The organism is Sphingomonas aquatilis (genome assembly GCF_014196115.1).
In the GTDB taxonomy this organism is placed as follows: Bacteria; Pseudomonadota; Alphaproteobacteria; order Sphingomonadales; family Sphingomonadaceae; genus Sphingomonas; species Sphingomonas aquatilis.
In genome coordinates this window covers 130,000-145,339 of record NZ_JACIDB010000001.1, presented here as the reverse complement: position 1 = coordinate 145,339, position 15,340 = coordinate 130,000, and the positions used below count along the sequence as shown (strand labels likewise).

General features: G+C 65.2%; 13 protein-coding genes. 5 read left to right on the top strand and 8 right to left on the bottom strand.

The features are described from left to right. Nucleotides 1-29: 29 nt before the first annotated feature. From GGR47_RS00740 to GGR47_RS00730, 3 genes are all read right to left on the bottom strand, one after another. Nucleotides 30-1,937: a M61 family metallopeptidase gene (locus GGR47_RS00740; protein ID WP_147035808.1), complete on the bottom strand. Its 1,908-nt coding sequence runs from the start codon at nucleotides 1,935-1,937 to the stop codon at nucleotides 30-32. Between the two features lie 110 nt (nucleotides 1,938-2,047). After that, nucleotides 2,048-5,143, bottom strand: a complete 3,096-nt coding sequence (locus tag GGR47_RS00735; RefSeq protein ID WP_147035809.1) for a TonB-dependent receptor domain-containing protein — start codon at nucleotides 5,141-5,143, stop codon at nucleotides 2,048-2,050. Nucleotides 5,144-5,507: 364 nt separating this feature from the next. Then, complete coding sequence (locus tag GGR47_RS00730; protein ID WP_147035810.1) at nucleotides 5,508-5,885, bottom strand: hypothetical protein; 378 nt, start codon at nucleotides 5,883-5,885, stop codon at nucleotides 5,508-5,510. 130 nt (nucleotides 5,886-6,015) lie between these two features. On the opposite strand from GGR47_RS00730, the gene uvrA reads away from it, so the two are divergent. Next, nucleotides 6,016-8,922: an excinuclease ABC subunit UvrA gene (gene uvrA / locus GGR47_RS00725; protein ID WP_147035811.1), complete on the top strand. Its 2,907-nt coding sequence runs from the start codon at nucleotides 6,016-6,018 to the stop codon at nucleotides 8,920-8,922. Here uvrA and GGR47_RS00720 read toward each other — a convergent pair whose 3' ends face one another. Together GGR47_RS00720 and GGR47_RS00715 are read right to left on the bottom strand one after the other, a co-directional pair. Continuing rightward, nucleotides 8,923-9,630 (bottom strand): hypothetical protein, encoded by a 708-nt coding sequence (locus tag GGR47_RS00720; protein ID WP_147035812.1) that lies wholly within the window; start codon nucleotides 9,628-9,630, stop codon nucleotides 8,923-8,925. It abuts the gene before it with no gap. Continuing rightward, nucleotides 9,602-10,147 (bottom strand): Panacea domain-containing protein, encoded by a 546-nt coding sequence (locus GGR47_RS00715; protein WP_147035813.1) that lies wholly within the window; start codon nucleotides 10,145-10,147, stop codon nucleotides 9,602-9,604. The genes GGR47_RS00720 and GGR47_RS00715 overlap by 29 nt, the downstream gene beginning before the upstream one ends. Nucleotides 10,148-10,386: 239 nt before the next feature. Between GGR47_RS00715 and relB the strand changes: the two genes are divergently transcribed. Further along, nucleotides 10,387-10,563, top strand: coding sequence for a type II toxin-antitoxin system RelB family antitoxin (gene relB, locus GGR47_RS00710; RefSeq protein WP_147035814.1), 177 nt, complete (start codon nucleotides 10,387-10,389; stop codon nucleotides 10,561-10,563). A 216-nt stretch (nucleotides 10,564-10,779) separates the two neighbouring features. Here the strand turns inward: relB and GGR47_RS00705 are convergent, their stop codons facing one another. Then, the gene (locus tag GGR47_RS00705; protein ID WP_116462815.1) at nucleotides 10,780-11,052 is read right to left on the bottom strand and encodes a BrnA antitoxin family protein; all 273 of its coding nucleotides are present in this window, start codon (nucleotides 11,050-11,052) and stop codon (nucleotides 10,780-10,782) included. Then, nucleotides 11,036-11,263, bottom strand: a complete 228-nt coding sequence (locus GGR47_RS00700; RefSeq protein WP_147035815.1) for a BrnT family toxin — start codon at nucleotides 11,261-11,263, stop codon at nucleotides 11,036-11,038. Before GGR47_RS00700 ends, GGR47_RS00705 begins: the two co-directional genes overlap by 17 nt. Nucleotides 11,264-11,576: 313 nt before the next feature. Between GGR47_RS00700 and GGR47_RS00695 the strand changes: the two genes are divergently transcribed. From GGR47_RS00695 to GGR47_RS00685, 3 genes are all read left to right on the top strand, one after another. Further along, nucleotides 11,577-12,365: a class II aldolase/adducin family protein gene (locus tag GGR47_RS00695; RefSeq protein WP_147035816.1), complete on the top strand. Its 789-nt coding sequence runs from the start codon at nucleotides 11,577-11,579 to the stop codon at nucleotides 12,363-12,365. Between the two features lie 170 nt (nucleotides 12,366-12,535). Next, nucleotides 12,536-13,699, top strand: a complete 1,164-nt coding sequence (locus GGR47_RS00690) for an alpha-hydroxy-acid oxidizing protein (protein WP_147035817.1) — start codon at nucleotides 12,536-12,538, stop codon at nucleotides 13,697-13,699. A 129-nt stretch (nucleotides 13,700-13,828) separates the two neighbouring features. After that, the gene (locus GGR47_RS00685) at nucleotides 13,829-14,320 is read left to right on the top strand and encodes a Ros/MucR family transcriptional regulator (protein ID WP_017977383.1); all 492 of its coding nucleotides are present in this window, start codon (nucleotides 13,829-13,831) and stop codon (nucleotides 14,318-14,320) included. Nucleotides 14,321-14,435: 115 nt separating this feature from the next. Here the strand turns inward: GGR47_RS00685 and GGR47_RS00680 are convergent, their stop codons facing one another. Continuing rightward, nucleotides 14,436-15,338, bottom strand: a complete 903-nt coding sequence (locus GGR47_RS00680; protein WP_017977382.1) for a flagellar motor protein MotB — start codon at nucleotides 15,336-15,338, stop codon at nucleotides 14,436-14,438. Between the last annotated feature and the right edge of the window lie 2 nt (nucleotides 15,339-15,340).

Genomic DNA, 15,340 nt, shown 5'->3' with positions numbered 1-15,340 from the left:
GTCGCGTCTTCGCGGCTTCGCGTGAACCCTCAATTCCCCAGCCACGCCTTGCGGAACGCGAGCTGCGCCGGCGTCACCGCCGCCCCCACCGTCTCGCCGCGCACGACCGTGAAGGCCGGATCGACGGCCAGACGCAGCGTCGCCGTCCGCTCGACCCCACGCTGGCGATAGCGGACCGGCACCGCGTCCCCCGGCTTATGCGAGGCGAGCAGCGCCGTCACATCCTCGGCCGAATTGGCGGGCATGCCGCCGACGCTCAGCAGCACGTCACCCTCCTCCAGGCCCGCAGCATAGGCCGGCGAAGACGGCGCGGGCGGAGCGGCGATCGCCACGCCGCTTCCACCCTCATCCGCCTTCAGCGCAAATCCCGCCCAGGCCGCGCCGGGTGCGCGCGGCTGCATCGCCAGCCCCGCCTGGGCGAGCAGCGGCGCGAAATCGGGCAGCCCGCTCGCATGGACATATCGGTCGAAGAAGCCCTTCGCGAACGCCGGATCGCGCGTCACCTCGGCGAGGCCGCGCTCCAGGTCTGCGGGCGTATAGGGCTTTTCGGCATCGCCCCGCGTCTCCCACAGATGCCGCATATAGCTGTCGAGCGTCACGCCCGGAAACCGCTGCCGCAGCTGAAGATCGAGCGCCAACGCCACGACGGCGCCGTACGGATAATAGGAAATGAAGATGTTGGGGTTGGTCCGGTCGATCGATTTCGCCGCATCGACGAAGGGTGCGCGCAGGCTCATCTCCTCCGGCCCGCCGTACCGCCGCCCGCTGCCGTTGACGACGCCGTTCAGCGTGCCGCCCAGCCCGCGCAGGAAATCGTCGACGCTGCTCTCGCCCGCGCGACGGATCAGCAACGGCCCGTAATATTGCGTGAAGCCCTCCGCGAACCACAGGCTCGGCGTCGGATTGGCGCGCGTGAAGTCGAACGGCTCCAGCTCGGCCGGGCGCAGCCGCTCGACGTTCCAGCTGTGGACGAACTCGTGGCTCAGCGTATTGAGCTGTGCGTAATTCGCCTCGGCCAGCCCCCGCGGCTGGGTGATGATCGTCGAGTTGCGATGCTCCATCCCGTCGCCCGCGATCTGCGGCATATAGTCGGCAATGAAGGTATAGGTGCCGTAATCGTAGCGCGGCGCACGGCCGAACAGCGCATAATGTTGCGCGATCACCCGCTTCGTCTTGGCGGCATAGGTGTCGACCTCCGCCTCCGTCCCCATGTGATGCACCGCCAGCCGGATCAGATAGGTCTTGCCGGTCGCGTCGGTCATCGGCCACTGGCGCAGTGAAAAGGGGCTGAGCTCGGTCGGGCTGTCCATGAAATACTGAAAGTTCGGCGCCCAATACGTCCCCTCCGCTTTGCCCGCGGGCAGCTGCGTCGCGACGCGCCACTTGGGGTCGAAGGCGTGGAAGCGCACCCGGATCGGCTTGGCGTCATAGCCGGTCGCCCACAGGAAAGTCGCCGGCATGTTGAGATGCGCGTGATCAGCTTCGATCTGCGCGTAGGTTCCGTCGCCCCAGTCGCCGAACAGCGTGTAGGTGACCACCACGGTGCCGTCATGGCCCGCCACCGACCAGCCATAAGGATCGGTCCGCGTCAGCGCGAGCGGCCGCCCGCGCCCGTCCTTCGCCGACACCGCATAGACGTTCTTCGCGAATTCATGGATCGCATATCGCCCCGGCGACGAGCGCGCCATCTGCACGCGTAGCGGCCCCGTCGGCACGCCGCGAAACGTCGCGGTCACCTGCGCTTCGTGATGCACCGCATTGGGAAAGGACACGTCATACGCCACCGGCGCGGCCTCGCCCGGATCGCCCGCCTGCTGCATCGCCAGCGCCTGCGCCGCAAGCTGATCGGCGGTCTGCGCCCCGGCCGCGGCCATGGCGGGCCCTGCCATCATCAGCGCGCCTGCCCCCAACACCGCTGCCGCCACCATCGCCCGCATACCCAACCCTTCCCTATTCGGCGACGACGATGCCCGCCCGCGCTTTGCCCGCGCAACAAAAAAGGGGCCCCGCCGCAGCGGAGCCCCCAGGTATGCCGTCAATGACCCGCTTAGAAGCGGAACGACGCGCCCGCGCGATACTGGCGCCCGATCAGGCCGGCGTAATGCCAGGTGGTCAGGAAGTTCGGCGCGCTCGAATAGGCGGCCGGTGCCACCGGCGCCTTGGCGTCGAACACGTTCTTTACGTTCAGGAAGAAGGTGAACTTGTCGTTGACCTTCACCGTGCCGTTCAGATCGACGTTGATGAACGGGCTGACGTAGCAGAACGCCTGGTTCTGCGGCGACGAACGCGTGTACAGATTGCCGTTCGCGCAATCGAGCGGCAGGCCCTGGTCTTCCGACACCGCCTTGATGCGGCTGACGTAGAACGCCGTCGCCGACAGCGAGTAATCGCCGAAGTCCAGCGTGTTCTGCCAGTTGCCGCGCCACGACGGCGTGCCGTTGCCCGACGACAGATCGTACGGGCCCATCGTGCCGGCATAATGCTGCACACCCGCCGAGGTGACGAGGTTGTACTTGATGACGTGCGTCGCTTCGATGCGGCTGGTGAATTTGATCCCATCGCCCAACGGCACGGTCGCCGTCGCCGAGAAATCAATGCCCGAGGTCAGCGCATAGTTCGCGTTCACATACGGCACGTTGATGATGAGGACACGCGGCAGCGCGTTCGGGAACAGCGGATCGACCGCGTCGGTCGTGTTCACCGAATAGCCCTGGCCGACCCCGGCCACCGCGGTCTGCGCCGCGGCGAGGTTGGCTGAATTGTAATAGGCCGCGACCGCCTTGCCGAAGTCCGGACCGGTGACGATCAGGTTCTTCTTGCGGACGTTATAATAATCGACCGTCAGGCTCAGCCAGCGTACCGGCTGGAAGATCACGCCGCCGGTGAAGCTGCGCGAGATTTCCGGCTGGAGGTTGGGGTTGCCGGCCAGGCCGCGACCCAGATTGTAGTTGAGGTTATAGGGGTTGCCGTTCGCCGAGCACGACGCCGCCGTGCCGGTGCCGCCGTGCTGCAGGATGAAGTTACACGGCGGGGTCGTCGACACGAAGCCCGCATACTGGCTGCGCGGACCCGATTCGGCGAAGGTCGGCGCGCGGAAGCCCTCGGCATAGGTGCCGCGGATCGCCAGTTCCTTGATCGGCGTGAACTTGACGCCGACCTTCGGCGAGAAGTGGCTGAAGCCTTCCGAATAATGGTCGTAGCGGCCCGACACGTTCAGCTCGACCTGGTCGAGGATCGGCGCATCGGCTTCAAAATAGGCGGCCGACACGGTGTGCGACCCGAACGCCGAGGCGGTCGACAGGCCGTAGGTGTCCAGCGCGGCATTCTGGTTGTTGTTCTCCAGCGTCTCGCGACGCACCTGCCCGCCGATGGCGAGCTGGAGCGGACCGCCCGGCAGGTCGGCGAGGCGTGCGGACAGCGACGCATCCAGCGCCGCCTGGGTCGAGAACGACGGCGTCACCTTGTTGGGCGAGATCGCGTTGCGCACCGCCGCGCTGTTCTGCGACGGGTTGACGAAATTGTACGACCCCGTGTTGATCGTCTGGGCGAGGCCCGCGATGTTGATCAGGCCGCGTTGCGTCAGCTGAATCTCGTCGCGTGCGTACACGCCCTCGACACGCCAGTTGTAACGGCCGTCGCCGAAATTGCCGTTCAAGCCTGCGGTGGCGCGGTACACCTCGTTCTTGCGATCGCTGCCGCCGGGGATGTCGCCGAACAGATAATAGATGCGCGCCGCGCCGTTGGTCGGGTCGTTGGCGAACGCTGCCGCATAGGGGTTGTTCGGATTGAGCTGGCGGTTCGCCGCGGTCGCGCAATTGGTGCCCGCCGCGCAGATGTACACCGGCAGGACGATGCCGGGGTTGTTCGACGCGACCGACGGTGCGCCGCCGAACGGCTGCGTGTTGCGGATCGCCGAGGGCGTGCCGTTAATGCTGACATCACTGCGGCTGTAGCTGCCAGTGATATAGCCTTCGACGTTGTCGGCGATGCGAACGCTGACGCGGCCCTGCAGCGAGTAGCGCTCCTGCAGCGGCTGAATCTGGCGATACAGGTCGACCAGGTCGTACTTGCAGCCGGTGCCCTGCGCCGAACCGGTGGTGACGGCGAACGTGTCGCGCGCGCAATTGGCCAAGCCCAACGCGTCGTAGCGCGTGGTCAGCGGGGCGCCGACCTGGCCGGCGAGCGGGTTGTTGAGGTCGGTCTGGCGGACGCGCGTGACATAGGCGGTCGGCACGTTGACGGTCAGCGACTGGTCGGACGCGTTATTGTCCAGTCCGCCGATCGAGGTCAGGTCCTGCGTGTTGTACGGGAAGCCGCGGCTGTGGTTCGAAACACGGCCGTCGCGCTGATATTCGCCGTTCAGGTAGACGTTGAAACCCTGGCGGTCATAATCGCCATAGCCCAGCGTCAGCTGCGCGCGCTGGTGGCTCGCATCGCCGCGTTCGGCGACGCCGCCCTCGACCAGGCCGTCGATGCCGGTGAAGTGCTTCTTGAGGATCACGTTGACCACGCCGCCTATCGCGTCCGCGCCATAGGTCGACGATGCGCCGTCCTTCAGCACTTCGATCCGGTCGACCAGGCTGAACGGGATCGAGTTCAGATCGACATAGGCGTTATGGCCATCGTCGTTCAGCGGGAAATTCGCCGAGCGCAGCCCGTCGATCAGCACCAGCGTCGACGACACGCCGAGGCCGCGCAGCGACACGGCCGAACCGCCGGCCGAGAAGCCCGACTGGAAGCCGGTGCCGATCGAACCCGCGCTGTCCGCCGAGATCGAACGGATCGCGTCCGACGCGGTGGTGATGCCCGCCTTGGCCAGCGTGTCGCTGGTCAGCACGGTGACCGGCGACGGGGTTTCGGTGTCGGTGCGACGGAACAGCGAACCGGTGACGACGATGTCGCTCGCCTTGTCCTGATCGCTCGCGCCCTGCGTCGTCGTCGGATCGGTCTGCTGATCTTTGATCTCGAGCTGCGCGGGCGTCTGCGTCGCGGTCTGTGCGAACGCCGGAGCGGCCCCCAGCACCAGCGCCAGCGGCGTCGCCGCGGCGAGCAGAGCCGCCTTGCGCGTCACATCGAATCGAGCGGTTTTCGTCACGTATATCCCCTTTGCAACGGCGCCGTTTTCGGTCGCCCCATGCGTCATCGATTTGGAATGTCAGTCTTCTGGACTGCGTGACGCTTGTGTGACTGTCTTGCTCGCGTAAAGCACGTACTGCTGACCTATTTCCGCTTTCAGCAACGTTGCGTTGCAAAACAGCCACAGCGAGTGGCGCTATGTTGCGCGGAAGGCCCGGTCACCGACCCCAAGTTGCCGCGACTGGCGGATGCGGAAATGCCACCCTCGCGTCTCCGTCGCGCGGAACAATGGCGCGCACAGACGTGCGGACTGATCGATATCACTCGCGGCGCTACATGGACAGTATCGCGGGTGCAGCGTGGATGGTCCGGCGCCGTACAATCGGTCCCTATGTCCGACGGATAGCGAGCGCCGCGCAAACCCCGCCGCGTCAGTCTTTCCGACCGAACAATCGCCCCAGCATCGCCTCCGCCGCCTTGCCCACCGCATCGGCGATCGCTTGCGGATCGGGCTGCGTCTGCGTGCCCTGCGGCGGCACCGGCGGGACAGGAGGAACCGGCGGCACGGGCGGCACCGGTGCCTCGGGCGGGCGCGGCGCGTCCGGCTTGGCGGCCCGCTCAGCGCGTCCCTTGGCCAGCGCCGCGGTCGCCGCGGCCGCCGCCATCGTCAGTCCCGCCGCCAGCATCTCGCGCCCCTGCGGGCTGTTTGCCTTCTCCAGCAGCGCCCCGCCCACCTCGCGCACCTCCTTGGGCAGCTTCACGCCCAGCACTTCCTTCGGAAGCTTCGCCTTCTTGTGCTTCTTGCCCATCGCGCAATCTCCTTGTGTGGCACAGACGTAAGACACCGTCGCCATGCTTTCAATGTGGCTCGAAATCGCGCGCAAGCGTTCCTACCTGCCAGACTAGCATCAGAAACAGAACAGAAGTAGAACCCGCTTCATGCTGACCAAAATTTCCGTCCGCGGCGCGCGCGAGCACAATCTCAAGGACGTCGACGTCGACATCCCCCGCGACACGCTGACGGTCATCACCGGCCTGTCGGGGTCTGGCAAATCGAGCCTCGCCTTCGACACCATCTATGCCGAGGGGCAGCGCCGCTACGTCGAATCGCTGTCGGCCTATGCGCGCCAGTTCCTCGAGCTGATGCAGAAGCCCGACGTCGACCATATCGAGGGCCTGTCGCCCGCCATCTCGATCGAGCAGAAGACGACGTCGCGCAACCCGCGCTCCACCGTCGCGACCGTCACCGAAATCTACGATTACATGCGCCTGCTCTGGGCGCGCGTCGGCATCCCCTATTCGCCCGCCACCGGCGAGCCGATCGCCGCGCAGACGGTCAGCCAGATGGTCGACCGCGTCATGGCGTTGCCCGAGGGCACGCGCCTGTACCTGCTCGCCCCCGTCGTGCGCGGTCGCAAGGGCGAATATCGCAAGGAACTCGCCGAATGGCAGAAGGCGGGCTTCACCCGCGTCCGCATCGACGGCACGATCCATGAGATCGACGAGGCGCCCGCGCTCGACAAGAAGTACAAGCACGACATTGAGATCGTCGTCGACCGCCTCGTCGTCCGCGCCGATGCCGCCACGCGCCTGGCCGAAAGCTTCGAAACCGCGCTGAAGCTCGCCGACGGCCTCGCCTATATCGACCCGGCCGATCCCGTCGAACCGCACACCCCCAAGTCCGAAGTCCTCGGCGACAACGCGCCTGCCGGCCGCATCGTGTTCAGCGAAAAGTTCGCCTGCCCGATCAGCGGCTTCACCATCGCCGAAATCGAACCGCGCCTGTTCAGCTTCAACGCCCCCCAGGGCGCCTGCCCCGCGTGCGACGGCCTGGGCGAAAAGCTGCTGTTCGACGAAGACCTCGTCGTCCCCAACCATGACCTCAGCATCAAGAAGGGCGCCGTCGTCCCCTGGGCGAAGTCCAACCCGCCCAGCCCTTATTACATGCAGGTCCTCGGCAGCCTCGCGCGCGAATACAAGTTCGACCTCGATACGCCGTGGAAGGACCTGCACCCCGAAACGCAGGACGTCATCCTGTTCGGCACCAAGGGCAAGGCGGTCACGCTCACCTTCGTCGACGGCAAGAAGAGCTACGACGTCAAGAAACCGTTCGAGGGCGTGATCGGCAACCTCAACCGCCGCCTGCTCCAGACCGAGAGCGCGTGGATGCGCGAGGAGCTGGGCAAATACCAGTCGTCGCGCCCCTGCGAAGTCTGCCACGGCGCGCGCCTCAAGCCCGAAGCGCTCGCGGTCAAGATCGCGAAGACCGACATCGCCCACGCCACACACCTCAGCGTGGTCGACGCGCTCGCCTTCTTCACCGATCTGCCCAACCATCTGGGCGACCAGCAGCGCGCGATCGCCGAACGCATCCTGAAGGAGATCGTCGAGCGATTGGGCTTCCTCAACAACGTCGGCCTCGATTACCTCAACCTCGATCGCACGTCGGGCACGCTGTCGGGCGGCGAGAGCCAGCGCATCCGCCTGGCGTCGCAGATCGGCAGCGGCCTGTCGGGCGTGCTCTACGTCCTCGACGAACCCAGCATCGGGCTCCATCAGCGCGACAACGACATGCTGCTCGCGACGCTCCGCCGCCTGCGCGACCTCGGCAACACCGTGCTGGTGGTCGAGCATGACGAGGATGCGATCCGCACCGCCGATTACGTCATCGACATGGGGCCGGGCGCCGGCGTCCACGGCGGCCAGATCGTCGCGCAAGGCACGCTCAAGCAATTGCTCAAGAGCAAGACCAGCATCACCGCCGATTACCTCAACGGTACGCGCGAAGTCCCCGTCCCCGCGCAACGCCGCAAGGGCAACGGCAAGAAGCTCACCGTCCACAACGCGCGCGCCAACAACCTCACCGGCGTCACCGCGTCGATCCCGCTCGGCACCTTCACCTGCATCACCGGCGTGTCGGGATCGGGCAAGTCGAGCTTCACGATCGACACGCTCTACGCCGCCGCCGCACGCACGCTCAACGGCGCGCGCATCCTGGCGGGCAAGCACGACAAGGTCACCGGACTCCAGCACCTCGACAAGGTGATCGACATCGACCAGTCGCCGATCGGCCGCACGCCGCGGTCGAACCCGGCGACCTACACCGGCAGCTTCACGCAAATCCGCGACTGGTTCGCCGGCCTGCCGGAGGCGCAGGCGCGCGGCTACAAGCCCGGCCGGTTCAGCTTCAACGTCAAGGGCGGCCGCTGCGAGGCGTGCCAGGGCGACGGCGTGCTCAAGATCGAGATGCACTTCCTCCCCGACGTCTACGTTACCTGCGACGTCTGCCACGGCGCCCGCTACAATCGCGAGACGCTGGAGGTAAAGTTCAAGGGCAAAAGCATCGCCGACGTGCTCGACATGACCGTCGAGGATGCCGCGGAATTCTTCAAGGCCGTGCCCCCGATCCGCGACAAGATGGAAATGCTGGTCGAAGTGGGCCTGGGCTACGTCAAGGTCGGCCAGCAGGCGACCACCTTGTCGGGCGGCGAAGCGCAACGCGTCAAACTCGCCAAGGAACTCTCACGCCGCGCCACCGGCAACACGCTCTACATCCTCGACGAACCGACGACGGGCCTGCACTTCGAAGACGTGCGCAAACTGCTCGAAGTCCTCCACGCGCTGGTCGAGCAGGGCAACACCGTCGTCGTCATCGAACACAATCTCGACGTCATCAAGACGGCGGACTGGATCGTCGATTTGGGGCCGGAAGGCGGCGTGAAGGGCGGTGAGATCGTCGCGACGGGCACGCCGGAGGATGTGGTGAAGGAACCACGGAGCTTTACGGGGAAGTATTTGAAGCCGTTGTTGAGGGCGCGTGCAGATGATTCGGTGGCGGCGGAGTAATTAACGGAAGAGTGGACCTGGGTCGGTTCCAGTAGCCCGGCCCGGGTCGCCCGCCCGTAAAGCGTGCAGGATACCGTACGTCTCGGCAACATCGCTGACGATACGATCGTACTGGATTGGTTCAGCCCACTCGACCACCGGTCGGATTGTCCGCGCATCATTATTTGCGAACTTCCAAGCCTCGAAGCGGACAGCGCCAAAATCCGGATTCAAAGCACGAAAGCGTTCGTGCATGATCGAAAATGCGACGTGGCATCCCGTCGGCGAAAGTCCACCTGTTCGCCGAAGGTCAAGAAAGACGATACGCGCAACGCCCCTATAACGAACAATCATAGGCGCCCAAAATTCGTAACGCATGCCCGGATGGAGCGTTATTGGCAAAGACTCGAGAAAGTCAGCCTCTACTTGTTGCTCATCAACAAAGCGCCGAATTGCACGCACGGGTGCCAAGTTCATCTTAATGCGGTCGACGTTGCCCTTGCAGGCGCGAATCACCAATTTTTCAAGCTGTTCGAGCGTAGTGCGTTCAAGATCGGGTATCAGCGGAAGCTCGACATTTGCCGCTTCGGCAACGCTGTGCCGGAGAGGCTCATACGAGCCCTTAATTTGCTTCGGCCTCAGCCAGTTGGCAAGAAAATCGACCTTGAAGTCGTATGACCTAAACGCAAGGTTTGCGATATCAGTCTCCGGAAGGCGGATGCTCTTCAAAGCCGTCTCCATGCGCCATGTCACTGACAGAACGTTTGTGGAACCTGAAGTGCCTGAGAATGGTCTCGTTGTCGAGTCTCAATCCCCATGTGCGTCGATTGCCTACCTTGCTTATTACATCCCAAGGAGAGTTCGCCGCGTGCGACAGGTCAACTAACTGACGAGGGCTCATCGAGAGAAGCGGTTCCGACTCGCGTCGCACGAATGCCCTGACGTTTGCGTCTGGAATCATTGGAATGGCGGTCCAGCTGCCCGAGAGAATATCACGCCTCTGAATAGGGGAAGTAAGCGGCGCACTGCCCAAATGCCTCAGCGCGTTGTATAGCATCGGATGAACCGGACCGTATTCCCACGCTTCAAAATAACCACTAACTAGTGGATTTCGAGTGGACAGCAGATACTGCCCGTGCAGGAAATAGGCGATCTTCTGCGCGGACAAATTACTGATGCGCTGCCGCGGATGGGCGTCCAGTATCTCGTTGATGACAGAGCGCACGTCTTCCCCGTGGAGAGCCATTTCGACGCTGCCTTCTAACTTGTACGCCCTCTCAGTATGCGGAACAATTATGGAACGCAAGCGGGTGCGATCGTTGGTAAGGTGGCATCGCTGCACAATCTCGTCGCCTTACGCCGCGCCGCATTCATCCATGCTTGTAAGCCAAGCCTGCTCGCCCGGAACCGCTCAATCACACCGGGTCGAGCCTCAAAGTCACCCCCATCTTCCGCCCGCCACCACGGCCCTATACGTTTCCTTGGATGACCGACCTAATCCCTCTCGAGTGGGAATTCTCGACCGGCGAGGAAGCCGCCGCTCACGACGCGTGGTTCCGCGCCAAGATAGAGCGGGCGATGGCGTCCACGGCATCGAAAATCCCGCACGATCAGGTAATTGCAGGGATGCGAGCGATTATCGATCGGCACCGGACAACCTGACGCTCGCCACCCGCGCGCACGCTGCCGAGGTCTGGACAGTGTTCGCACGCGGAGGCGCGGAGGACGCGGAGGCGTCGCGCCTGCCGGACGCTCCCGCCCTCCCTGCACGGCGAGACAAGCAAAAGACGCTGCCGCGCACGCCCCCTCTCTGCGCCCTCCGCGCCTCCGCGCGAACACAATCCTACCTCCCGGCAGACGCGCCGATCGCGAGGAACCCTAAAGCCCCGCCGCCTTGCGCAGCGCCGCGTTCATCCGCCCCTGCCAGCCCGGTCCGTCCGCGCGGAATCGCTCAATCACATCGGGGTCGAGCCGCAGTGTCACCTGGCGCTTGGCCTGCTCGCGCAACGGTGGACGGCCACGTACGACACCATCGGGTCCGAGATAGCCGCTCGCCGGGCGAACGACCCTGCCGCCGACGCGAACCTCAGCGATCGCCGCCATGTCCTCCGTCAATTCGGGGGCGTCATCGGGATCAATCCAATCCGACATATCTGATCTCCCATTGGTGCATCCGTCGCATCGAGATCACGCGGCATGCGCCGTCGCGCTCCGTCCAGACCACCGCCACCGCGACCTGCTCCATCCAGCCATACGTGATCTGCCGCACCTCACCGTAATCGACACGGTCGTCGATGACGGTCCGGCTTCGCCCCTCGAACACCCGAGCTGCGGCGGCAAAGTCGAGGCCACGCTCACGCAGGACCTTATCGCGTTTCTTGGGATCGAAGCTGTCTCCACATCCGCCCCCTTTATGTAGCTACACATACATCCATGTTGGACATTCCACGAGACAAACTGTCCTACACGCCCCGCCTCGCCTACACCGCGCGACTCGCTGTCCGCCGGAGCCGCGCGCCGCTGATGCCCGATCCCGCCGCCCTGCCGCCCGCAATGCTGGCTTCCGCGAAACACGTGCGTGGGCGTGACTTTTGTGACTTTCCGCGGCCGCACGCCCTGTCCCCTCGCCCCGATCCATGGCATCCTAAGCCCATAGAAAAGAGAGAGGATCATCCATGGCCACCGCTCTACGTCCCGATTCCGTTACGGCGTCGCGGCGCGACTCGATCAGCCCCGAGGAATGGGCGCTGCGCGTCGATCTTGCCGCCGCCTATCGCCTGGTCGCGCATTATGGCTGGGACGATCTGATCTTCACGCATCTGTCCGCGCGCGTGCCGGGGCCGGAGCATCACTTCCTCATCAACCCCTACAATCTGATGTTCGAAGAGATCACCGCCTCGTCGCTGGTCAAGATCGACCTCGACGGCAACAAGATCGACGATACGCCCGCGCCGGTGAACCGCGCCGGCTTCGTCATCCATTCGGCGATCCATGCCGCGCGGGAGGATGCCGCTGCGGTGCTCCACCTCCACACGCCGCACGGGCAGGCGGTGTCGGCGATGCGCGAAGGGCTGCTGCCGCACACGCAGACCGCGATGATCGCCGGCCACGACGTCGCCTATCACGACTTCGAAGGCATCGCGACCGAGCTCGACGAGCGTGAGCGGCTGGTCGCGGACCTGGGCACGAAGAGCAGCATGATCCTGCGCAACCACGGCACGCTCGCGGTCGGCGCCAGCGTCGCCCAGGCGTTCGTGCGCATGTACTTCCTCGAACGCGCCTGCGAAGCGCAGATCCTGATGCTCAGCGCGGGGCGGGAGAACCTCAACAATCCCAACCAGGGCGTCGCCGAAAAGGTCGAGGAACAGTCGAGCGGCGCCGGCATGGCGATGCTCGCGCAAGGCCTCGCTTGGCCCGCGCTGCTCCGCAAGCTCGACCGCATCGATCCGAGCTATAAGGAGTAATCGTTCACGCGAAGACGCGAAGACGCAAAGAGGGCGCACCCGGCGAAGCCGCCTCGTCAGCCCTTAGGCGAAGACAGACTAAGGTCCTTCCCGATCGCAACACCTTGGCGTCTTCGCGTCTTCGCGCGACCATAAAGATGCGCTGACGCGCGCAGGTAAAGGCAAGCCCGATGCCCCATTACGGCGACTATCAGAACGCCATCTACTTCGCCGGCCTGTCGGGCGTGGTGCCCAAGGTGCCCGTCGACTTCGCCACGCTCGCCGCCCGCGCCACCGCGGCGATGCCGGCATCGGTGCGCGATTACGTCCAGGGCGGCTGCGGCGACGAATATACGCAGGATCATAACGCCGCCGCCTTCCGCCACTGGGGCATGGTGCCGCGGATGATGGTCGATTGCGCGACCCGCGACCTGTCGATCGACCTGTTCGGCCTGCGCCTGCCCAGCCCGATCTTCATGGCGCCGATCGGCGTTACCGGGCTGATGACCCCCGACGGCCACGGCGACCTCGCCGCCGCCCGCGCCGCCGCCGAGACGCGCGTGCCGCTGGTCGCCTCCACCTTGTCGAACGATCCGCTGGAGGACGTGGCGGAGGCGATGGGCGACACCCCCGGCTTCTTCCAGCTCTATACGCCCAAGGACCGCGACCTCGCCGCCAGCCTCGTCTCCCGCGCGGAGGCGGCGGGCTACAAGGGCATCGTCGTGACACTCGACACATGGGTGACGGGCTGGCGCCCGCGCGACCTCAACACCGGCAACTTCCCGCAGCTGCGCGGCCACGTGCTCGCCAATTACTTCAGCGACCCCGTCTTCCGCCGCCTGCTGCAAACCCCGCCCGAGCAGGACCCCGCCGCCGCGGTGCGCAGCTGGGCGGCGACCTTCGGCAAGGTGCTAACCTGGGACGACATGCCCTGGCTGCGCTCGCTCACCAAGCTGCCGCTGATCCTGAAGGGCATCTGCCACCCCGACGACGCCCGTCGCGCCATCGATACGGGCGCCGACGCCATCTATTGCTCGAACCACGGCGGCCGGCAGGCGAACGGCGGCATCGCCGCGATCGACATGCTGCCGGGCGTCGTCGCCGCGGCGGGCCGCACGCCCGTCCTGTTCGATTCCGGCATCCGCTCGGGCAGCGACGTCGTGAAGGCGCTGGCGCTGGGCGCCGCCGCGGTCGGTGTCGGCCGCCCCTATAGCTACGGCCTGGCGCTCGACGGTGCCGCCGGCGCGGCGCACGTCCTGCGCTGCATCCTGGCGGAGGCGGACCTGCTGATGGCGGTCAACGGCTATCCCGATCTCGCCGCCGTACGGGCCGCGGGTGCGTCACGAACGGCCTGATCAGTCTTGATGACAGTATTTTCATTCCCTTTTCTACATTTGACTTGATCTACCTATCAATTCGGGTCGCCGCAGGGTTGACGCGCCTTGTCTGTTGTCTAGGGCTATTATCAGTCAAAGGAGCAAACTATGACTGATGAAACGTCCGACCTGAATGCCGTCGAACTGGCAACCGAACTGACGATTGCTTGGCTCGGCAACCCCAACACCCGTATTTCCGCTGATGAGGTTCCGGCCTTCCTCGGCAAGATGCACGACACCGTCTCGGCGCTGCTTGGCACCGGCACCACGGAAACGGAAAGCGCACCGGCGACTGAATATACGCCCGCGGTTTCGGTGCGTAAGTCGCTGGCGTCGAAGGATCACATCATCTCGATGATCGACGGCAAGCCGTACAAGACCTTGCGTCGTCACCTCGCCACCCATGGCATGACGCCGGCCGAATATCGCGAACGTTATGGCCTGAAGCCGGATTACCCGATGGTCGCCGAAACCTATTCGGAAAGCCGCCGCGCGATGGCCAAGAAGATCGGTCTCGGCCGCAAGCCGGGCGCACGCAAGGGCGACGGCGCCGCTGCTGCCAAGCGCGGTCGCAAGCCGGCGGACGCCGTCGAGGCCTGATCGGCCACGCCCCTCCGCCGCCGCCCCCACGGCGCTGGAGGGGACGAACGCAAGACCCGCGCGGAAGGGATGCCTTCCGCGCGGGTCTTTCGTATCCGGCGATGACGAGGAGCCGCTATTGGCCGAACGCGCCCTTGCGATACAGCAGGGTGATCGCCACGCGGCGATTGCGCGGATCACCGGGGTCGTTGACGACGATCGGCTCACGATCCGCCACACCCTCGATCCGCTCGAAGCGCGATTCCGGAATGCCGCCCAGCGCCAGCCGCCGCCGCGTCGATTCCGCGCGGCCCGACGACAGCATCCAGTTGTTCATCGCCCTGGGGTCGCCATAGGGCACGCTGTCGGTATGGCCGCGGATCATGATCGTGTTGGGCGTCCCCGCGATCGTGCCGGCGATCATCCCGATCAGGTCCGACGCCCGCGAATCCAGCGCCGTCGTACCCAGCGCGAACATCGAATAATCGGCATCATCGACCAGATCGATGCGCAGCCCGTCCTGCGTCGGCACGAAGCGGATATGGCTCGCGAGCTTCGACAGGCTCTTCGAACTCATGATCTGCTTCTCGATCTCCTGCTTGATCGCCTCGAACGCCTTCTGGTCGAGCGCGGTCGCGGTCGGATTGCGCAGCGATCCCTTGTCGCCCGTGCCGCTGCGGTCGCCGCCGGTCTGCATGATCGGCACGCCGATCGACGCGATCGGCGCCGCCGCCGCCTTCGGACCCAGCTTGTTGTTGCTGAGGATCGATTCGCCGCCCAGCACGCCATTGCCGCCCAGGCCCAGCGACTTCTTGTCGATCAGCGTCGGCGCGAAATAGTCGGCGATGCCCTTGCGCTGCTTCTCCGTGGTCGCGCCGAGCAGCCACAGGAGCAGGAAGAACGCCATCATCGCGGTCACGAAGTCGGCATAGGCGACCTTCCACGCACCACCATGGTGACCACCACCGGCGATGGTGATCTTCTTGACGATGACGATCTTGGGCGGCTGGTTGTTGCCGTGCGGTGCTGCGCGCGCCATCG